The organism is Lelliottia amnigena, assembly GCF_019047465.1.
Taxonomy (GTDB): domain Bacteria; phylum Pseudomonadota; class Gammaproteobacteria; order Enterobacterales; family Enterobacteriaceae; genus Enterobacter; species Enterobacter amnigenus.
This window is the reverse complement of sequence record NZ_CP077236.1, coordinates 1,885,377-1,907,391: the sequence shown is the minus strand read 5'-3', so window position 1 is coordinate 1,907,391 and position 22,015 is coordinate 1,885,377. Positions and strand designations below refer to the sequence as shown.

The following is a 22,015-nucleotide window of genomic DNA, read 5'->3' as shown; positions in this document are numbered from 1 at the left end:
ATTACTCGTCATACCTAAATTTGATCCTATTCTTCCCTGATTGGATCTCCAAAGTTGGGCGACCATCAGTACTACGCTCACGTACGATAACCGTTCGCCCATCGGGTAGTTTACCGACCCTTCCGCTTGGTATTTCTTTAATTTCTGTGGGAGATAAGGCATCGAACTCTTTATTAGCAGCATTACTACCACCTGTTCTTTCGAAAAGTTTTGAACGCCCTGTAGTTTCAGGCCCTTTCGATGATGTCGAGGTTAAATCCTCAACAGTAATATTTTGCTTTTGACTGTTCCGCGCATTCTCCTCATCCTGCGGCTCCCAGCCTCCCGGCGAGCCTGAACCCGCACCGCCAAGTTCTGCTTTCTCACCATCCGTCAGATCCTTGCCAATATTCGGGTTCGAAGCACTCCCTGAACCGTACTTATCCTGCAGCGAACTGAGATACTTACTGGTGACCTCATCATTACCCATCATTTCAAGGGTAACAAGATGATCCAGTTCATCAGCAGTCAGCTTGTCGGCAAGTGTTTTCGCCACGGCGCCAGTAATACCGGCTTTGACCCCGATTTCCAGCAACTGTTCAGCGACTTTTGTACGACAGGGAGCTGCAATCGCACACCCTTCTACCAGAGCCTTACCGAGCAGGTTATTCTCAGCCGCATTTTTCCCGGCCTGAGCGCCCGCCGTCGTGCCACTGGCGTTACCGCTGACGATGTTCCCTGCCAGTCCCGATGCTAGCGTTGCCAGGTTGCTGACCAGTTGCTTATCCGCTTCATCCAGATCGCGGTTATCTTTACCCGGGAACAATTGCGCTTTTATGGCGCGTGCGGCAAGTTCTCCCGTCAATGCTCCCGCAGCACCTGCACCGGCACTCTTACCCTGCAACGAGGCCACCACGCCGCCCAGCAGCGCATGAGCTATCAGCGCGTCATTGTCGCTGAGGCCAGAATGGTGCCCGATGATATTTGCCAGCTCCGGGGCCGATGCCGCTGCCAGTGCGCCCGCAAGGTCGCCACCACCAGCCAGCACGGTCAGGGCTCCTGTGGCTGCCTGAATACCGCGCTGAACCGCACCACCCGTGCCATAGAGCGACGACGCATTGTTGTACGCACGTTGTTCCACAGCAGCATCTGTGACCGCTTTTCCTTCAACAGCCAGCTGCTGGCGTGCTTCTTCCAGTGATGCCGGGTCTTTCGCTGCTTTACGCCCGGCCAGCTCGCCCTGCGATCTGGCTACGTCTGCGGCCTGACCCGCGATATCACTGATAAGCCCCACCGCTTTCAGGCGGTTCTGCTCTTTTTCCTTATCGAAGATCGGGCTGATGCTGTCATTGGCATGCGCCGTGTCGCGACTCAGGTCTGCCACGTCCTGTTTCTGGCTGGCCTTATCGCGGATGGTGACAGAGCCGTCAGAGATTGCTGCCTGAGATGTTCCCTCTGCGTGGCCTTTGCTCCCACCGCCTGCCAGCAGGGTACTTGCCGCATTGCTGGCAAACTGCCCGGCGATACTGCCCCCGCTGTTAAACGAGCCGCCCGCGTGCTGAGTTTTAAAATCCGCCTCGTTGTGGATATCACTAAAGCCCAGCGTCCCGGTGTCGAGGCTATTTTTATCTGCCGTCGCCGTCGAAGCAATGACCGCACCGTCGAGCTGAGTGTGATTGCCAACGGTGATGTCGAAGCCACCAGCACCGGCAAACAGCCCGGTCTGTTCGGCCACGGAGTCGAAGCGACTCTTCATCTTATCCTGGCTGACGCTGATGTAGCCCGAGCCGGTCATGGAGCCAAACGTGAAGCTGCCTCCTCCCGCCACGCTGGTCTGTTTGCTATCGTATTTATTCGTGTCCTGCTGGCTGCTCATCAGCAGGTCGTGACCGACGTCAGCGATAATTGTATTGCCGTTGACCTGCGCCCCGTCGAGTACCGTGTCATGCCCGCTGTTGATGGTCACGGTTTTGCCGCTGTCGATCGTGGTCTCGGTCCAGTCGGTACCGTTGCCTTTGTCCTTGCCGTGCGCAGAGTTAGCGTTGGCAAATACACTGATGCCCCAGCCACCGCTGCCGACGCCAATACCGACCCCAACGCCCCCACCGCTGCTGCTGTTCTTGCTGCTGGTTTGCTGAGTGTTCGCTGCCCCTGCGAGCACAATATCGTTCTGTGCATCCAGGGTGGTGTCGCCGCCCGCTTTCAGCTGGCTGCCCGCGATCACAATATCGCCACTATTCGGGCCTTTGCCTTTCCCGTTCGCGATGATGGAGAGGTTATTGCCCGCATTCAGCGTGCTGCCCGTCACCGCATCGCTTTTCGCATGCTGTTCAGATTTAGACTTCTGCGTGGTCAGCGAGGCACTGACACCAATTGTATTGGTGTTTTCAGGCTGTTCACCCCTGGCGGCGTCCAGCGCGACACCCTGTCCCGCCTGCACGCCGGAGAGCACCGCTTTTGTGGCCTGCAACGCCGCCACGCGGCCATCGCTCTCCTCTTTCGCTGCCTGCGCCGACTGCACCGCGCTGTTAATCGCGCTCCCTACCGCACCCGAAAGGGCGACTGTCAGGCCGCTGGCTTTTTGTTCAAACGTCTCATCGCGCGTGCGTTTATCGTGCCCCGGTTCGATGATGACGCTATCGCCCTTCAGCGCGAGATCTTTGCCCGCCACCAGATCCGCACCGCCGACATGGAGCTGATTACCGGCCGCGATATCAACATTGCCGCCCGTTGAGCCCACGGTGCTAAAGCTTTGACTTTGGGTTGTGCCGCTTTCGCGCAGATCGTGCGTGGATTTACTGCTGCCGATGGTGAAACCAATTCCACCGGTTCCCATCAGGCCGCTTTTTTTCTCCTCTTTGAAGCGCCAGTCGGTGTTGCTGTTGGTGGCCGCCACGATATCGACGTTGTTACCGGCTTTCAGCCCCACTTCACCGTCGCCGACCACCGAAGAGCCTTGCACCAGCAGGTTATTTCCCGCCGTGACCTTCACGTTATCCCCGCTCAGCAGCGTTCCGGCTTCGCGTGTCGCACTGCTTTCCTGGATGGTATGGGTGGTTTTTTTGCTGAGGAAACCGCTCTTGGTTTTGGTTTGCTCTTTGTAGTAGTAATCGCTTTCCGTCGTCGTCGTCAGATTAACGTCGTGACCCGCAGCCACACCGATATCGCCCTGCGCGGTCACCTGCGTGGCCTGCGCATTCACATCACGTCCGGCGATAATCGCGGTGTTGCCGCCGCTGGCGATTTCGGTTCCCTGCTGGCGCACGGACTCGTTAATAACGGTTTTCTTGCTCGACTTGTAGCTGTCGCCTTCGCCGGTCGACTGGGCCGCGAGATTCACATCGCGTCCGGCCTGTAGCCCGACGTTTTTCTCCGCCGCCAGCGCTGCCGCCTGTGCATTGATGTCCTGTCCGGCTTTCAGCACCAGGTTTTCACCTGCAGAAATCGTCGTGCGATCGACGTCGGTGCTGTGCGATTCACTCTTCCCGTTACGGCTGCTTTCGCTGGTTTGCGCCGCGTTCAGGTTCAGATCGTTGCCCGCGCTCAGTCCCGCGCTGCCGCCGGCTTTGACGTCGCTGGCGGTGAGATCGATATTGTGTCCGGCATTGACGATGAGATCGCCGCCCGCGCTGACGCTACTTCCCTGATACGTCACGGATGAACGGCTGGTTTTGGCCTGAGCAGAGCTGTAGGCGTCATTCACCTGATTGGCGTTGACGGCGATATCGCCCCACGCGTTCAGCAGCATATCGCCGCCGGATGCCAGGTTCGCGCCGGTGACGGTGATGTTTTTCCCCGCCTCCAGCGACAGTGAATCCTGCGCGGTAATCGACGCCGTGGAGCCCAGCACGGTGTCTTTGATCGTCACATTGTTGCGTTTGCCCTTCGCATTGATATCAATCTGGTCCGCCAGCGTCAGGTTATTGATGCTGCCGTCCAGGCTCTCCAGCGCCACCGTCTTACCGCTGATGGTTGAGCTGATATTATTGATATCGCCTATAGCGCTGAGGTTCAGCGCGCCGCCCGCTTTCATCAGGCCGTCGTTGAGGTTGCTGATGCTGTTCTGGCTGTCGATCGTCAGGCTGTTATTGGCCAGCAGGGAGCTGCCGCTGTTGGTGATGTTGCCGCTTTTCAGGGTGACGTTGCTGCCGGCAATCACGCTACCGTTGTTGACGGTGACATCTTTCGGCGACAGGTAAACCTTCGGCACCATCACCGTTTCGCCGTTGATAGTCGCTTTTTCCCACCAGATGATGCTGTGGTCGAGCGCAGCAATCTGATCGGCGTTGAGCGAGACGCCAAACTGCAGGCCGAGCGCCTGCTGCTGCGCGGCGGCGTTGTCCATCAGATAGCGCATCTGATCGAGATCGGAGCCGATACCGTTCAGGTAGCGGTTGCCGGTCTGATTGAGCACAGTGTTGCTGACGTAGCGGGTATCAAACGCCGCATCGCCGAGGAAGCGGTAGTCGTAGTCCGGATTGAGGTTCAGACGTCCCAGCATGTAGGACGAGCCGAGCACCTGTTTTTCATCGGTATACGCGGTGCGCGTTTCTTGTGGTGCAGCTGTCGACGGTTTAACGCCGAGCAGTGCATTCAGGTCGGTAAACAGCGCCGGATCCAGTTTCCCGAGGTCGTTGAGTTTCGGGTTGACGTTAATCAGGTACGGGCTTTTCGGGTTATCCGAAATCACAAAATAGCCGTTGTTGCCTGACGGCAGCGGGTAGGCGCTGGTATCCACGGTTTTACCCTGGTACTGCCCCGTCGCGCCGCCTGTGGCGCTGTTCAGCGCCGCGGTCGTAACGCCCGCGTTCGCCAGGCTGCCCAGTTTGCCGAGGTTGGCGTTGCCTTTTTGGGTGGTAGAAATGTTGGTCAGCGCGGCGTTACTCGCGCCGTTGCTGTCCAGCGCGCCGCCGCCGTTGATCTGCTGCAACGCGCCCTGGAGCTGATCGTTCCATTCCGGTGAATTGACCGCCACCGTACCGGTATTCGCCAGGCTCTGCTTTTGCGCCCCGCTACCAATGGTTTGATTGCTGAGCGTATTCAGCGATGGCGCGGAAATGGTATTGCTGACGCCGCCCGCATTGGCTGTGGTATTGGTGTTGCTGATGTTACTGGAGAAGTTTGCCGTAACGTTGCCACCGGCTTGAATGACGGCGCGGTAGATTTGGCCAATCTCTTCGCGAATTTCATGCCCAACTAATGTTAATGATATGGAGCTTTTGACGGGTGCTTTAGTAGTGTCCTGCAACCCACCACCACCGCCTGAGTTCGATACCGATCCAGGAACAACAGTGCCGGCAATAACTCCCTTGTACTCATAAATCAGATAGTCTGTTTTAACGCTGGTCTGGAAGCTAGAGTTATTAAGCGTGTTTCCCGCCAGAGATATATTATCGTTTGCCAATATATTGCTGGCGGTATTCTCTAAATTGACAGCATTAATATTAATATTCTTGCCAGAAGAAATACGCGATGCGGGGCTTTCACTGTCAACGGTAAGCGTTTCCTTACTGCCCGCCAGCGCTTTTTGGACGCCCCTCTCTTTTAGGGCATAAACTTGTTGCATGATATGGTATTCAAAACACCAGTGGCTGCTACATGAACCAGCGTGAATCACATTATCAATCGCGTAAGTACCGTATTCTCCCGCTTCAAAAAATGAGAGTGGAACGTCCGCGACAGCATCTCCTAGCCATGGATAAGCCTGGCTTAAATCTTCCTTAACAGAAGTGGCATGTAACCCATCACGCTGATTTAAAAGCTGCGCCGTTTTTATCGTGATATCACCGCGCGTGGTCTCGATAGTCCCCGACGTATTAGTCACCTGGCTGTTGGCATTTCCCGCCGCGTCTTTCTGCATCCACAGGTTATTTCCGGCGAGGATATCGCCGCGCTGGTTGGTGATGATGTTGGCGTACAGCGCCAGATTATTGGCCGCGTACAGCAGCGCGGTGTTGATGATGGAACCCGGCGCACTCAGCGTCAGGGAACCGCGCGTGCCGGTAAAACCGTCAACGGTAATATTGCCGCGGCTGGCAATGTTGATATCGCCGCCGCCCTGAATGGTTCCCGCACCGTTAAGCGCCACGGTACTGCCGGAAAGCGTGCTCGCCCCGGTTCCGGTGGTGATCTGTCCGTTATTCGTTAACTGCCCACCCGCCGTCAGATTGACCGCCTGCCCCTGCATCACGCTGCGGTTATCGATCGCTCCATTGCTGCTGATCGCGAGCGTTTTACCCGCGGCCAGCGCCGTTTTACTGGTAAACGCGTTGGTGAGTTTTAAGGTCAAATTGCCGAGCGAGACGACCTGCCCGACCACATCCAGCCCTTTGCTGTCGAGCCACAGATCGCCGCCGCTGAACAGTTTACCCGCTGCGTTCTGATTCACCTGATCGGCATCAATCGTCAGCTGCGTATTGCCCAGCAGTGTGCCGCTGTTGGTCAACTGGGTGTAATTCACGGCAAGCGTGCCCGCCTGCGTGGTGCCCTGATGGGTAAGGGTGTTGCCCGTCAGCGTCGCCCGATCGGCGACCCAGGTGCCGCTGTTGGTGGCAGTCGCGGCGTTCAAAATGAGATTCGTCGCCTGCAGCCAGCCCGCGCCGGTGTACTGCGGTGTGGTCAGCGTGAGGCGCGCGCCAGACAACAGTTTGCCGTCGTTCCGCGCCTGGCTGGTAGCGGTGACGCTGGTTTCGCCGCCGCCCTGTATCAGCCCGTAGTTAAACAGGGAAGGCGTCGTTACCGTCAGCGCCTGACGGCTGACAATTTCCCCGCCCGCGTTATTGATCAAATTGCCGCTGAGGCCAAGCGTGACGCCGTTATCGCCCTGCAAACGCCCGTTGTTGGTCAACGCACCGGTGGTGACCCCGAGCGTCGCACCCTGAATTTTGCCGTCGTTGTTGACGGACTGAGCGTTCACATTCAGCGCCCCGCCGGAGAGCATCGTCCCGCTCTGCTGCTGAGTCACTGCCCCCGTTTGCGCCAGCGTGAGGCCGTTAACGCCGCTGATCGCACCGCTGTTGCTGAGCGTCGTGCCTTTCAGCGTCAGATTTTTGGCCACCCAATGCCCCTGATTGCTGAGCGACAACGCCTGCAGCGTCGCCGTGCCCATCGCGGTAATTTTGCTCCCCGCACTGCTGGTCAGAGTATTCGCCAGCGTCAATTGCAGCGCATCGGCACTCTGCACCGCGCCGCTGTTCGTCAGCGACTGAGCGTTAAGCAGAATGTTTTGTCCCTGCCAACTTCCGGCGTTCGTCACGGCCCCGGACGTGATATTCAGCGTGCCCTGCGTGAGCAGCGCGCCGCTCGCACCGTTGATTAACTCCTGCTGCGGCGCGGCCATCGCCATACGCGCCATCAGCTGCTGACGGGCGTCGATCGTCAGGCTGTCCAGCCCGGTCAACGTTCCCTGGTTGTTGATGCTGGTCTGATGCAGGGCGAGATTTTTCCCCTGCACCGTGCCGCTGTTTTTCAGCATCGCGCCGCCGAGCGTCACGTCGCCTTCGCCGAGCAATTGCCCACGGTTATCCAGCGTTTGCGCCGTCACGTCCGCCGCGCCTTTGCTCATCAGCGATCCGGTTGAGGTGAGCGTCCCGCCAACATTCGCGGTCAATCCGCCCAGGCTCAGAAGCGATCCGCCGTGCGTCCAGCCGTCAGACGTGACCTCGACGTTGTTGCCCTGAAGCTTGCCCTGCGTGGTCAATTGGCCTGCATCCAGCGTTAACGTGCCGCCGGTCAGCGTGCGGGAGGTCGCCATGGTGGCAAGCGTATCCCCGGTGAGCGTCAGGCCATCCGAGCCCTGCCATAGCCCGCTGTTAGTGAGATCGCGGGCATTCAGCACCAGAGTTTTACCGGTCATACGGCCCGGGTTGAGGATGCCGTCGGCGCTGACATTCAGCGCGCCGCCGCTCTGTATCTGTCCGCTGTTGGTCAGTTTTCCGCTAAACGTCCCGGTGAATCCGTTAAGTCCGTTGAGTGTTCCGCCGTTGTCCAGCGACGTCGCCGTGAGGCCAATCGTCGCCCCCTGTACTGCGCCAGCATTCGTCAGCTGGCCGCCGTTGAGCGTCAGCGCCCCGCCAGAAATCCACTTGCCCGCCGCGTCGTTGGTGATACGGCTGGCCGTCGCGTCGGCGTTGTCATTGCCCTGAACCAGCCCGCTGTTGCGAATATCCGTGCCGCTCAGGGACAGGGTTTTCCCCGCCAGCGTTCCGCTGTTGGTCAGCGTTGGCGCGTTCAGCGTCGCGCCGTTTCTGGCCACAATACCGCCCTGATTATTCAGCGTTTTGCTGAGCGCAAAATCCAGCGCATCCGCCTGAATATCGCCGCGGTTAAGCAGATCCTTTCCCTTCAGCGTGAAGCGCTGATTTACCTGCATCAGCCCGGCGTTGTCGAGCTTATCGAGATCCAGATCCAGCGCACCGCCGCTGACCAGCTGCCCGCTCTGCGCGTTCGTCAGGTTGCGGGTTGTCAGCGTCAGGCTGTCGTTACCCTGCAGGGTGCCGGTGTTGGTAAGCTGCGGGGTGTTGAGCGTCAACGATTTGGCTGCCAGCTGGCCGTCGTTAAACAGCTGCGCCGCCGTCAGTTCAAACAGATTTTGGCTGAGCATCGCGCCCTGATTATCCAGCCGCCCGTCGACGTTGAGTTTCAGGCGATCCAGCGCCTGCACCGAGCCGCTGTTGGTCAGCGTGTCGGCGGTGAGCGCCGCGTCGCGCGACTGAATTTGCCCCTGATTGTTCAGACTGGTTCCGGAAAGGGTCAGCGTTTCGCCGCCCGTCACCTGGCCCTGCGCCTGGTTGGTAAACTGGTCGCCCGTCCAGGCCAACGCATCGCTGCCCTGCAACAGCCCGCTGTTGAGCAGATCGCCGTGCAGCGTCAACACTTTCGCCAGCAATTGTCCCTGATTTGTGATGTTGGGGGCGTTCAGATCGAGCTGCTGCTGGCTCAGCACGTTGCCCTGATTAGAGAACGATCCGCTGACCGTTGCCGTTACGCCCGCTTCGCCCAGCGCGTTGCCGCTGTTGATCCACTCGCCCGTCGCCAGGTTGAGGGTTTTGCCCTGCAACAAACCGGCGTTGGTCAACGTGGCGTTTTGCAGATGCAGTTCACCGCCGGAGAGCAGCTTGCCCGCCTGTTGGTTTTCAAGCCGTTTGCCCGTCGCGGTCAGCGCATTTGTCCCTTGCAGCGTCCCGCTGTTGAGAATAGCGCCCGCGTTGAGTTGGGTGTTTACCCCCGCCAGCAGCCCGCTGTTGAGCAGCTCTGGCGCGGTGAGCGTCAGGCCTTTTTTGGCGATAATTTTGCCGTCAGCGCGGTTATTCATCTGGCGCGTCAGCGTGAAAAGCAGATCGGTGGCGCTCAGCTCACCTGCGTTCTCAAACGATGCGCCGCGCAGATCCAGCGTGCCGTCGCTGAGCAACGCACCGCTGTTGTGTATCTCTGCGGCGTTCAGCGTCAGCGCCTTATCGCCCTGCATCACGCCGTGGTTTTGCAGGCTATCTGTCGTCAGCTGCAGGGTGTTCGCCGCCATCTGACCGTCGTTAACCAGCGCCGTGCCCGTAACATTCAACTGGTCATCTGCCAGCAAACGACCCGCCGTCTGATTCGCCAGGCTGGCGTTATCGAGACGCAGATTGACGCCGTTAATTTCGCCAGCGTTAGTCAGGACATTGCCCTTCAGCCACAGATTTCCATCGGTGGTGATCAGTCCCTGGTTGGTGAGTTCCGGCAGATCGAGCGTCAGATCGCGAACGCTGTACAGCGCACCGCTGGCAAGGTTATCCAGCGCATCGGCGTGCAGGTTGAACTGGGTATTCGCCTGCAGCAGACCGCCGTTGGTGATGCGCTGCCCGTCAAGGGTCAGGCCGTCGGCCACCAGCGTTCCGCTGGACGTGATGAATTCCGGGGCGGTAAAAGTGATATTTTTGGCTTTCGCGATGCCGCTGTGGGTGATGCGTTGTCCGTGCAGAGAAATACTGTCCGCCGTGAATTCGCCGCCGGTGGTAATCCCTTCTGTGGCGCTAAACGTCAGCGTTTTCGCTGTTGATTGACCGTCGTGGTCGAGCGTCTGCGCCGTAACGTTAAGCGCCCCTTTCGCCGCCTGAATGCCGTTGAGCGTGACGTTTTGCGCCTGCAACGTCAGATCCTGGCCGCTCTGGAGATGTGCATCCGCGCGAGTGTTCAGATTTTTGGCGCTGACGTTCAGCGCTCCTGCGGCATCCGTCTGGCCGTTAAGATCCGCAAGCTGCGCGGCAGTCAGCTGGATATTGCCCTGGCTGGTGGTGCGCGACCCTTTGCCGCTGGTGAGACTGTCGGCGTTGACGCTCAGCGCTTTCGCTCCTGAAAGCACACCGTTTTGCGCCAACGCGCCGGTTTTGACCGTTAGCCCGCCGTCAGCGAGCAAATCGCCGCTGTTTTGCAGCGTTTCGCTGACGTTGAGATCAACGTCCCCTTTGGCACTGAGCATACCCTGCTGGTTCAGCGTCCCGGCATTGATCGCCAGCTGGCTGCCGCTTTGCAGCGTGCCTTTATTGATGACGGTTTGACCTTGCAGCGTGACGCCGTTGCCCTGCAGCGAACCGCTGTTATTCAGCGCGCGCGTTTGCGCATCCACCCGGCCTTTTGCCGCCATTTGGCCGCTGTTATCAACGCTATTGCCGGAGATCGCCAGATCGCCAGCGGCATTGATTTGCCCCTGATTCGTTAGATTTTCGCCTTCAAGACGAACGTTACCGCTGGCATCCGCGCGGTTGCGGTTGTCCAGCACCAGCTGTTGGCCTTTAAGCGTGAGATCTTTACCCGCCGACAACGACCCGGCGTTCGCCGTAAGCGTTCCGCCGCTGGTTAGCGTGGTGCTGGCATCGCTGCCCACCGCCGCGTTGGCGACAGTCATGCCCTGTCCGCTGGTGACGCTGAGTTCACCGCGACTGCTCAGGCTGCCGCCGTTAACGGTCAGCTTGTCGCTGGCAGCCAGCGTCGTTTTTCCCTGCCCAACCAGCGTCGTGTTGGTGAGCGTCATCTCTTTCTGGTTGGAGACAACCAGCGCGGCGCCGTTGCCCGACACGCCACCGCCGTTGATGTTCAGCTTACCGTTGCTGCTGAGCGTGGTATTTCCCTGGCCCACCAGCCTGGCATTCGTCAGCGCCATATCCTGGCTGCTGTTTACCGTCAGCGCGCCTTTGCTGGTCGCTCCGCCGCCAGTCGCCTGGAGTTTGCCGTCGCTCGTGAGGCGCATCTCGCCGCCGCTGGTGAGCGACGCGTTGTTTAGCGTCATGTCCTGCGTACTGGCAACGTTCAGCGCGCCGCCCGCCTGTTGGCTGCCTTTCAGCGTCACGCCTGCGCCTTTCGCGGTTAGCGATCCGCTGGCAAGACTGTTGGCAACCGTCAGTTTGCCGCTGGCATCGAGCTGAATATCGCCCTGCCGCGCGTTAAGATTCCCGAGGTTAACGCCCACGCCTTTATCGCTCGACACCAGACGAATGCGGTTTGCGTACATCCCGCCCAGTGCACCCGTATCAACCGCCACGGTCGGCGTCGCACCCTGTCCGGCAATCGCTTTAACGTTGCCGTCCGCGCTCACACGATTCGCACCGGCGGTAACGCTCAGATCGTTGGCGTGAATGGCCGCATTGACCTCGGTCGCGCGGGAGATAATCGACAGTGCATCGCTTTTGCTGGCATCCAGCCCCTGACCTTCAACCGTAATCGCCCCTTTGGTGACGTCCAGCGCCATCAAATTACCGCTGGCATCAAACTGCGGCTTACCAGTGGTTAAGGTCACATTCGGCGTATTGATGAATCCGCAGCCGTTACACGTAATTCCGTAAGGGTTGGCGACCATCACGTTCGCCGGTTTCCCGCCGACTTCGGTATAGCCCTGAAGCTGCGAGCGGCTCCCGCCCGTCACTTCGTTGATAATCCCTTTCGCTTCACGCCCCGCCTGCAAATTGGGGTTGTTCTGGATCAGGCCGCCAAGCTGGGTTGCGGTCAGGCGATCGGTCGCGTTATTGAGGATCACGCCCTCTTTGCCGACGTTGTAGCTGTTGAACTGGTTATGGGAAATCCCCGCCCCGTTCGGCGTGGCGATATTCACCACCGGCACGCCGTTCCCGGCCTTGTCCATCGTGGTGTTGCCGGTCGGCGTCATTACCGCCGCAAAAGCCGGTGCCATCGGCTGCCAGATCATTAAGCCGCAGACGACCCAGCTAATCAGACGCTGAGAGAAACGAACAGGAGGGTGACGGGTAGCCATAGTCGTATGATTCTCTTAAAGCATAAACGCGATGCGCCAGTTGACGCTGACGTGATCCGGGCCAAGCCAGTCAGGGTAATGCACGGGTGTACCCACTGAAATCTGGCTGCTGTACCAGCGGCCTGAACTGCTGAGGCCAACAGATGCGCCCCACAGCGTGCCGGAGGCGAAGCGGTCCTCACGGTCTTTTTCGAGCCAACCGCCGTCGAACGCGACGGTCGCGCTGACCTGTCCGATCACCGGCAATGTGAAAAGCGTGTAGCCGAGTTCATTGCGCAGATAGCCGCCGTTGTCGCCGGACAGATACTGCTCCTTAAAGCCACGCACTGAGCTTTCGCCGCCGAGCGTCAGGCGCTCAGCACCGTACAATCGGTCGGGCGACCACTGGCCGTAGACGCTGGTGAGCCATCCCAGATCCTGGGTTAGCGGGCGCTGAAAACTGGCATTCAGGCTCCATTTGCGGAACAGCGCTCGCGGCGCGTCGCCGGTTTTGTCTTCATCGGTTTCGGCGTTAAACCAGGGCATGCCGTGGCTGTAGGTGGGGTTGAATGTCGCCACGCCACCGGCCATTTTTTGCGTGTGGGTGATGCCGAGGATCAGGCTGGAGAGATTCCGCGTGCTGCTTTGCAGCGGCGCATCGTTGAGCCAGTTTCGGCTTGAGCGTTGCACAACGCCTGCCGCCAGACCTGTTTTCACGTCACCGTTGCGATAGACGACCCAGGAGGCGTTAAGGCGGTGCGTTTTGGTGTCACCCCTCGAAACCCACGGATATCCAACGTTGTCGATTGTGGTGCGGTAGTTGCTCCACGCGTAGCTGTAGTCCAGCAATCCATAGCCGAACGGTACGCTGACGCCCGCCTGGAAATTTTGCGCGTCATAAGCACGGGCGAAATCGCTGCTGCGACCGCCGCTAACGAACCATTTATCGGCAATGCCGAGCATATTATTGCCCGTCAGTGAGCCATTCAGTTGTTCTTCGCCGGTACTCTTCTGCCCGCTATTATCCAGACTGATTGATGCACTTAATGGAAATTCAGGCTGAGCGGTAAGATTAACCACTGAATAACCAGGCTGCGATGCCGGGATAATTTCAATTTGCACCGGCTGGACACGCAAACGATTAATTTGCTCCATGCCTTGTTCAATATCCCGCAAATTAAGCACGCGCCCTTTCAGCCCTGGAAATGCCATTTTCAGCATCAAGGGCGTTTTACCGTCCAGGCGAATTTCAGCCAGTTTTCCTTCGAGTACGACAATATTGAGCTGACCGCTGGAAAGATCTTGTTCCGTCAGAAAGGCACGGCTGGTGATATAGCCCCGGCTGATATACCAGTCGGAAATGGCCGTGGTTAATTCGGTTATTTTTGCCATGTTCAGGCACTGGCCTTCCCACGGCGAAACCAGCGTGTGCTGGGCTTTGGCGGAAATTAAGGTCACACCCGATAAGGTGATATTATCGATACGAAAACACGGCCCAGACCCCGAGGATACTGGCTTTTCAGGAGTGGGCGCGGGTAATAAAATACTGCGTTCCAGCTCATCACGCTGCTGCTGGTTTTGTAATAACAGCTGCTGTTGCTGCTGCTGAATAGCATCACGATCGCTTGGCAAAAGAGGTGCGGCGTGTAGCGTAAAAGAAAAAACGCCTACCGATAAAATAGCGTAAATATAATTTCTGGATGAAATTATTATAAATTTGAAGGTGCTAAACGCCCTGTCCATCTTTCCCTGAATGAAAACATGTCTGAATATTTCCGAGACTATAAGGCGAGTCTCAAATAAGGGGTACAAAATTTAAGTTAAGCGTTATATTTTTGCAAAATATGTGATTTAGATTAAATATTACATTCAGCCTTAAAAAGATATTTAATATATCGGCACCGCATCATATCCGTTTGTTTATCCCTGCGCCGCCGATACGTCATATGTGTCGCCATTCTGCCACTTCCAGTAAAACCCTGCGGTGGCTTATTAACACCACCGCAGCCAGCAATTAACCCACATGCCACCAGGCACGCGAGCATCGCTTCTTAAGATTCCAGAACTTGACTGGCGTTTTCTCATAGTGTTTCACGACGCTATCCTCGCTGACGTTAGGGTCGGGGATAAAACTCGCTGGTACCTCAACAATCTTGCTGCCAGAGGCAATGTAATAGTATTTGCCAGCCTCAGGAATAAAGGAAGAGTCCGAATCGATCAGGTAGCTGCCCCTATTTTTGATCTGTGAAACAGAATACTGAGCACCAGGTTTAACCCTGCTGACAATCACTTTTCCTTTAGATTCGAGGAAATTCGATTCCAGCTGGTACCTGTCGACCATATCGTAGCAGGCATCTTTTTCATTAAATTTGTAGCTGCCCAGATAAATAGTGCCGACGTTGCCCTGCTGATTCAGGGTATAGATCGTTGCCGCATCACTGCCCTGATAATTAGTATAATCAAGGGGTAATAACCGAGAACATGCACTTAGCGCCAGAGGAATAATGGCAGCGAGCACGATGCTTTTAATCTTCATTTTTCTTTCCTTGTCTGTGCAAAATAAGCCACCCACCCCAATCAAAAACCGGGCGGGGAGCTTATTTTGCGTGCTTTCCTTAATATCAAAAGCCTATTAAACGACCACTCTATGCCCCTTATTAACCATTAACATGGTGTGGGTTTCATTCCCAGCCCGGAACTGCCCCGCCGTTAAAGATTTTTTCTGCCGCTTTCGCCACTTCCGGTGACTGATAGGACTGAACAAATTCTTTTACGTTCTCTGCATCTTTGTTGTCTTCACGGGTGACGACAATATTCACGTAAGGTGAGTTTCCGTCTTCGATAAACACGCCGTCATGGACAGGCGACAGGCCCGTTTGCTGGAGATACGTGGTGCTGATAATCGCCACGTCTACTTTTGGGTCGTCCAGCACGCGCGGGAGCTGTGCGCCTTCCAGCTCCATGATTTTCAGGTTCTTAGGATTGGCGGTGATGTCCAGCGCCGTTGGCAGCAGCCCGGTATCCGGTTTAAGCGCGATCAGCTTTTGACTTTGCAGCAGCAACAGCGCACGGCCAAGATTGGTTGGGTCGTTTGGAATGGCAATCGTTGCGCCCTCTTTCAGCTCGGAAACGGATTTCACCTTGCGCGAATACCCCGCCATCGGAAAGACGAACGTATTGGCGACCGCCACCAGCTTATAGTTGTGCGCTTTGTTATCCTCGGCCAGGAAAGGGCGATGCTGGAACACGTTGGCGTCCAGTTCGCCCTGATTGGTTGCATCGTTTGGCAGAAGCGACCCGCTGAAGCCCACCAGCTCAACCTCCAGACCGTATTTCTCTTTCGCCACCTTTTTGGCAACTTCTGCCACATCTTGCTCTGCGCCGTTGATGACCCCGACTTTAATATGTTTAGCATTGCTGCCGCTTTGGTCACAGCCCGCGAGCAGCAGGCCCGCCAGCAGTAATGCGCCGAATTTCAGTTTCACGAGACCGCTCCTTTTGATAGACGTTTTCACGACTATATCGATAACGCAGCGGCGCGCGAAAAACCGAAAAGGAATCAATCAGAAGAAAAAAATCTATCCCGCTCAACGGTGCTTTTTTTCATGGGCGATGAGCCACGCTTTACGCGCTATTCCGCCGCCATAGCCGGTCAATGAACCGTCTTTGCCGATAATGCGATGGCAGGGAATGACGATCGCGACTCGGTTTGCCCCATTTGCCCCCGCCACGGCACGCACCGCTGCGGGTTTGTCGATCTGTTTTGCCAGCGCCTGATAGTGTGACGTTTCGCCAAAAGGCACGGCCTGTAACGCCTCCCAGACGGTGCGCTGAAATTCGCTTCCAGGCATGTCGAGAGTGACCTCGAATTGCTGACGAGTGCCTGCAAAATATTCCCCCATCTCCGCTTCCATCTGACGGGTATGCCGATTTTCACCCGCCATGATTCTGGCCTTCAGCAAACGCTGTAAGTCGCTGAACTCGGTTTCCAGCATCCGCCTGTCGACAAATTCCAGCAAACAGATGCCGCGCTCCGTCGCACACACAAACATCGGGCCGAGAGGCGTGGTAAAGCGATGGATCAGAATCACCTGGCGGCTTTCACTCGGCGCATGCCCCGTGAGCTTTTTACAGGTGTAGCCAAATCCACTCAAGGATTCATAACCGCTGTCGAACGCCACGTCAGTCGCCGTGCGGCCACTTTTTAGCTCCTGCAACGCCACGTTAACCCGCTGCATCCGCTGAAATGCCTGAAAGGTCATGCCGTGGTTTTGCAAAAACCAGCGGCGGACGCGTTCCGGGCCGATCCCTTTTTGGCGCAGCTCAGTGTCACTCACGCGCGCTTTTGGATTCTCGCGCAGCATACCGAGTGCCTGCGCAATGAAATCCGGGGCGGTAAAGGCATTTTCTGTGGGACGACATACTTTGCAAGGGCGAAAACCCGCGTCCAGCGCAGATTTAAAATCATCGTAGAAATCGACGTTTTCACGCTTTGGCTTGCGCGCCCGGCAGACCGAGATGCAGAAGACGCCGGTGGTTCTGACGCCCACGAAAAAGACGCCCGTGAACTCCGACGCACGGTCGAGCAACGCCTGATACCAGGTATCGCACTGGCTGCTGTCAGTGACTTTCATGGCTGAAAACTCCCGCGAAGGACTGCTCATTTTGGATCGTTAACAGTAAATCCTTTAGGCGCGTTTGTATCGAAGAATGGACAAAATTTCCCATGGAGATACGCCGCACGCCTGATACGGCGAGCGTAGCGAAATCAGCCAGAGTGGGCATACACATCACATTTAGCGGCAGGGGAACATCACGAACGAGCGCGCGGATATGCTCTTCTCGGGTCACGCCAGGCACGAAAAAGCCGTCAGCACCCTGCGCCGCATAAAGCTGGCCGCGACGGCGGGTCTCGTTCAGCGCGTTGTCGTCATTTAGCAGAAAACCGTCGGTGCGAATATTCAGGAACATTTCAGGGCACGCTTGACGAATTTGCCCGAGCTTTGTGGCAAATGCAGAAGCATTTTCCGGCTGACGTACGCCCTCAATCACCCGGCTGTCTTCAAGATTAACGCCCACAATGCCGAGCTGCGCCAGACGCTGAATATTTTCAATGATGCCGTTTGTCGTTTCGCTGTACCCGGATTCCAGATCGACGCTGAGCGGCAACGTGGTGACCGCCTGAATGCGCGTCACCATAAACAACAGCTCATCAAACGAGATCGCCTCGCCGTCTTCGTAACCCAGCAGGGCAGCAATCGCCGCGCTGGATGTGCCGAGTGCAAGATATCCAGCCTGGTGGGCCGCCAGTGCGCTGCTGGCATCCCAGACGTTGGCGATAATGAGCGGTGCGGGTTGATGATGAAGCGCGGCAAAATTCATGGTTGTCTCCGGTTATAGGGTGTGCCGGATGAGTGTGGCGCGTTCGGCTCATCTCCCACAACCGAAAATCGGACGACCATTTTTACGCGCTACGGATGCCCATTATCCCGGCGCAGCGGCGATTCGCGTAAAAACCACGACAGAGCAAACGCCAGCACCATAATCCCAGCCGCAATCATAAATACGGCGTGGATCGCAGAACCAAACGCGTCAAGATAGCCCAGGCGCAGGGCATCCGGCAGATGATGAATAGCGACAGGATTGAGTTCGCGCGGCAGTTCGGTACCTTCCGGTAAGCGTTCAATCAGTCCGGATTGCAGGACATGCGTGAACACTGCACCAAACAGCGCGACGCCAATCGCCCCGCCAATCGAGCGGAACAGCGTCACGCCGGATGTCGCCACGCCGTACTGGCTGGACGAGACGCTGTTTTGTACCGCCAGCACCAGCACCTGCATCACCAGCCCTAACCCCATTCCCAATACGCCGGTAAACAAGTACAGCTGCCAGGTCGGTGAATCAATGGTAATCCGTGTCAGTAACGCCATACCGATCACGCCCAGAAGGGTGCCGAGAATCGGAAACAGCCGGTATTTTCCGGTGCGGCTGATGATGCGCCCGCTGATGATAGAGGTCAGCAGCAGGCCGCCCATCAGTGGAATCAACTGCAGCCCCGCCTGCGTCGGGGTGGCATTTTTGACCACCTGCAAATAGAGCGGCAGGAACGTCACTGAACCAAACAGCGACATCCCGATAATAAAGCCGATCAGACTGCACAGCAGAAAGCTGCGATCGCGGAACAGCGACAGGGGAATAATCGGCTCCCACGCCAGCCGCTCCTCATAAATAAACCCGGCAATCCCCGTCAGCCCGAAGGCTAAAATGCACCATAGCTGCGGATCGCTCCACTCGCGTATTGTGCCCCCTTCGGTGGTGAAAAGAATAATGCACAGCAGCGCCATGCTGAGATAAAACGCCCCGAGATAGTCGATCTCATGCGCGCTGCGTTTGCTACTGCTGTGGAACACCGCACCGATCACCAGCAGGGCGAATAGCCCAAGCGGCAGGTTGATATAGAAAATCCAGCGCCAGGAGGCGTGCTGCACGATAAATCCGCCGATCAGCGGCCCGATAACCGTAGCCAGACCAAACACGCCGCCAAACAGACCCTGATAACGGCCGCGATCGGCAGGAGGAATCACATCCGCCACCGCGGCCATGCTGATCACCATCAACCCACCGCCGCCCAGGCCTTGCAGAGCGCGCATGAGCACCAGCTGGGTCATATTTTGCGCCAGCCCGCAGAGCGCGGAGCCCACAAGGAAGAGTACAATCGCGATTTGCAGAACAATTTTTCGGCCAAATAGATCGCCAAATTTACCGTATAAAGGCACCGCTATCGTTGAGCTGAGAATATAGGCGGTCACCACCCACGAGAGTTTATCCAGCCCGCCCAGCTCCCCGACAATCGTCGGCAGGGCAGTGGATACAATGGTCTGGTCGAGCGCCGACAGCAACATCACCAGCAGCAATGCGCTGAACAGCAGACGCACCGATGGCGCGTTTTGTTGCACAGCGTTTTGGGTTTGAGTCGAAGGTTCAGACTCCATAAAACACCACTTGAAATTAATTAATGAGATAATTAATATTCATCCAAGTGATGAACCACGTCAAGGAATCCGCGTACTATGCCAGCACAAAAGGACCATTCTGAATCCACGCCGCAAAGCCGTCGCCCCGGACGCCCGCGTGGAACAAAGCCCACAGCCACCGGCCGGGAACGATTGCTGGACATTGCCCTTGATCTGTTTTCCCGCCAGGGCATCGCGAATACGTCCCTCAATGCCATTGCGAAAGAAGCGGGCGTGACGCCAGCAATGCTGCATTACTATTTCAATTCTCGTGAGCAATTACTCGACGCCATGGTCGAGGAGCGTTTTCTGCCACTTCGCAGCGCGATCGGCGCGGTTTTTGACGCACATCCAGATGATCCCGTCACGGCGCTGACTTTGATGGTAAAAAAACTGGCAGAACTCGCCGGGCAATATCACTGGTTTGCGCCGCTGTGGATGCAGGAAGTGATTGGCGAAATGCCGGTGCTGCGCACCCATCTGCAGGCACGCTTTGGAGATGATAAATATCAGGCGACGCTTGCCAATATTGCGCGCTGGCAGCAGGAAGGCAAACTGAACCGCGAGCTTGCGCCAGAGTTGCTCTTCACCACCCTATTAAGCCTGGTGCTGGTGCCGTTCTCGCGGATGCGAAACGACGAAAGGCTAAAAGCGCTCTCACCGGAGATTATCGTGAGACATGCGCTTGCGGTGATTGGCGAGGGGATCGGCGGTTAGAGCACTTTCGACAGGTAATGCCGCTGCATGCCCTTTTGCGGAAAATCATCCAGCGTCATTTGCAGCCGATAGCCCTGCTTTTCATAAAACGGGCGGGCCTGAAAGCTAAACGTGTCCACCAGCGCATGGAGGCATCCCATACGTTTTGCCTCTTCTTCGGCGGCCTGCATAATTTGGCTCCCAAGTCCGGTGCCGCGCGCATCGCTGCTGACCCACAAATAGTCAATGTTCAGCCATTCTCCTTTGCGGTTGCCCATCAGCCCACCGATCATCACGCCCTTTTCATCACGCGCATAAACCGCAACGTCGCCGCTCACGTTGGCAAAGTTAATAAACTGACGGTTGTAAGAGCGTAATCCGCTCAGGAGTTCATCTTTCTCATGTGCGGTAATCGTGTTGGTGACGCTCAGTTGCATTTTATCTCCTTGTTTTTAGCCCAATGATTCTCTCAAGAATAATGTGCGGGTCCCGCGAATAGCAAACGCACAGCGTGTATTCGCGACAGCGAATAAATATTTTTTCAGGCAATAGAGAGCGGCAAAATCTGCGGCTACGCTTAAAACGTCTCATACCCGCGAACGATCAATTTCATACTTTCGACTTGAATCGCAACCATGAATGTAACGATATATTTCAGAAGACAATGCGTGTTTTTTTCGGGGGTTTCAATGAAAGTTGCACACCTGTTTTGCCTGGTTGTCTGTTTACTTTTTGCCGCCTTCGCCCATGCGAAGGAGACGCGAGATCCGGCTAAAGATGAGAAAATTAAACAAGTCGTGATGAAAGATATCAAAAAAGTCTGTTCGCCTCAGAGCAAGCAGACGGATAAAGAGTGGCAGACCATGATTATGTCATCGGAGGCGAATAAGCTGCTGATTAAAAACGCCGTGCTGGCGATGGAACGCGACAATCTGGACAACTACTGGGAGGCGGTTGGAAAGGTCGATTGCATGGAGGATTACTGAGCGTGAAGCCTAAGCTTCACGCTTTTTTTTAACGCTTGCGGATATCTGGAATAATCAAATCACCACGCAAAACGTATGAGCCGAGCATCTGCGTTTTTTCATTGAGCCACGCCACAATACGCGCCGCCATGGCATCCATCGAATATTCAATCGCCGGAATTGTTGGAATCCCTGGCAGATGCAGCGAACCGGCCAGACTAAAGACCATGATGTCTTCCGGCACCGATTTATTGAACGCCTGCAGCTGCGGGATCACGCGATGTGCTTCTTGCTCATCAGCCACCAACAGCGCATTAAAATTCAGCGTCGTGGCGTTATTGAGCAATTCCTGCAACGCCACGGATGACGATGTGGCATCCATAAACACCAGATTACGATTAAACGGCAGGAAGTTTTTCTCCAGCGCGTGTTTGTAACCGAGCAGCACCTGATCGGCAAAACCACTGCCCTGCGGCTGGATCAGCGCAATCTGGCGGCGGCCCTGGCTGGTCAGATAATTACAGGCGGTTTCGGCGGCAAAGGCGTGATCAAACTGGATGCTATTGGCATTATCAGACTCCATGCAGTCCACCAGAATGACGTTTTCCTGATCGACTTGCAGAGGGAAGCGCGCACCGATAATCAGAATGTCATCGCACAGTCCGCAGGAGAGTTCATCAAGTGCATTAAGCACTTCACTTTTCGTGTTTGCGAAGCGCAGCAGCAGGTGTTTTTGATGCTGACTGAGGTGTTTTTCCAGCGCGTACAGATAGCCCGTCGTCTGGTTGATATTATCCTGCGCGCAAATAACACCGATACAGCCGGTCGATTGGCTCAGCAGCGACTGCGCAATGACGTTTGGCCGATAGTTCAGCTCATCCGCCGCTTTTAATACGGCCTCACGGCTGGCTTCCTTAACGCCGCGCGACCCGCTCAACACCCGTGATACCGTGGCTTTTGACACCCCGGCCAGACGTGATACATCGTTGATTGTAGACATCATATTCCCCTGACAGGCCCCACGTAGCCTGTAATTCCCGTTACCGCTTCGGCTCACAATATAGCCAATCAGGAGTATATCCGTTTCCGTTTTCCATGGAAACCGATTTTCCGTTTCCACTCATTTTGATATTGAAAACGCC

At 56.4% G+C, this 22,015-nt stretch carries 11 protein-coding genes; 2 read left to right on the top strand and 9 right to left on the bottom strand.

Features of this window, described 5'->3' with window-relative positions; all coding sequences use genetic code 11:
• Position 1 precedes the first annotated feature (1 nt).
• The 7 genes from I6L74_RS08865 to I6L74_RS08835 all read right to left on the bottom strand — a co-directional run bounded on the left by I6L74_RS08865 (position 2) and on the right by I6L74_RS08835 (position 19,191).
• Positions 2–12,220, bottom strand: coding sequence for a hemagglutinin repeat-containing protein (locus I6L74_RS08865; RefSeq protein WP_254204913.1), 12,219 nt, complete (start codon positions 12,218–12,220; stop codon positions 2–4).
• Positions 12,221–12,235: 15 nt separating this feature from the next.
• The gene (locus I6L74_RS08860; RefSeq protein ID WP_394373361.1) at positions 12,236–13,942 is read right to left on the bottom strand and encodes a ShlB/FhaC/HecB family hemolysin secretion/activation protein; all 1,707 of its coding nucleotides are present in this window, start codon (positions 13,940–13,942) and stop codon (positions 12,236–12,238) included.
• Positions 13,943–14,213: 271 nt separating this feature from the next.
• Complete coding sequence (locus I6L74_RS08855) at positions 14,214–14,735, bottom strand: hypothetical protein (RefSeq protein WP_059180619.1); 522 nt, start codon at positions 14,733–14,735, stop codon at positions 14,214–14,216.
• Between the two features lie 145 nt (positions 14,736–14,880).
• Positions 14,881–15,684 carry a lipoprotein NlpA gene (gene nlpA, locus I6L74_RS08850; protein WP_059180620.1) on the bottom strand — a complete coding sequence of 268 codons (804 nt, stop codon included), beginning with the start codon at positions 15,682–15,684 and terminating at the stop codon, positions 14,881–14,883.
• Positions 15,685–15,786: 102 nt separating this feature from the next.
• Positions 15,787–16,833, bottom strand: coding sequence for a bifunctional transcriptional activator/DNA repair enzyme AdaA (locus tag I6L74_RS08845; RefSeq protein ID WP_059180621.1), 1,047 nt, complete (start codon positions 16,831–16,833; stop codon positions 15,787–15,789).
• Entirely contained in the window at positions 16,820–17,581 is a 762-nt protein-coding gene (locus tag I6L74_RS08840) for an isocitrate lyase/PEP mutase family protein (RefSeq protein ID WP_059180622.1), read from the bottom strand. Before I6L74_RS08840 ends, I6L74_RS08845 begins: the two co-directional genes overlap by 14 nt.
• Before the next feature lie 89 nt (positions 17,582–17,670).
• Positions 17,671–19,191, bottom strand: a complete 1,521-nt coding sequence (locus I6L74_RS08835) for an MDR family MFS transporter (protein WP_059180623.1) — start codon at positions 19,189–19,191, stop codon at positions 17,671–17,673.
• A gap of 78 nt (positions 19,192–19,269) precedes the next feature.
• On the opposite strand from I6L74_RS08835, the gene I6L74_RS08830 reads away from it, so the two are divergent.
• Positions 19,270–19,929 (top strand): TetR/AcrR family transcriptional regulator, encoded by a 660-nt coding sequence (locus I6L74_RS08830; RefSeq protein WP_059180624.1) that lies wholly within the window; start codon positions 19,270–19,272, stop codon positions 19,927–19,929.
• Here I6L74_RS08830 and I6L74_RS08825 read toward each other — a convergent pair.
• Positions 19,926–20,345 carry a GNAT family N-acetyltransferase gene (locus I6L74_RS08825; protein ID WP_059180625.1) on the bottom strand — a complete coding sequence of 140 codons (420 nt, stop codon included), beginning with the start codon at positions 20,343–20,345 and terminating at the stop codon, positions 19,926–19,928. The genes I6L74_RS08830 and I6L74_RS08825 overlap by 4 nt on opposite strands.
• 252 nt (positions 20,346–20,597) lie before the next feature.
• Here I6L74_RS08825 and I6L74_RS08820 point away from each other — a divergent pair, with 252 nt between their 5' ends.
• A complete protein-coding gene (locus I6L74_RS08820) occupies positions 20,598–20,894 on the top strand; it encodes a YicS family protein (protein WP_059180626.1) in 297 nt (98 codons plus the stop codon).
• A 28-nt stretch (positions 20,895–20,922) separates the two neighbouring features.
• On the opposite strand, the gene I6L74_RS08815 is transcribed toward I6L74_RS08820, so the two are convergent.
• The gene (locus tag I6L74_RS08815) at positions 20,923–21,873 is read right to left on the bottom strand and encodes a LacI family DNA-binding transcriptional regulator (protein WP_059180627.1); all 951 of its coding nucleotides are present in this window, start codon (positions 21,871–21,873) and stop codon (positions 20,923–20,925) included.
• Between the last annotated feature and the right edge of the window lie 142 nt (positions 21,874–22,015).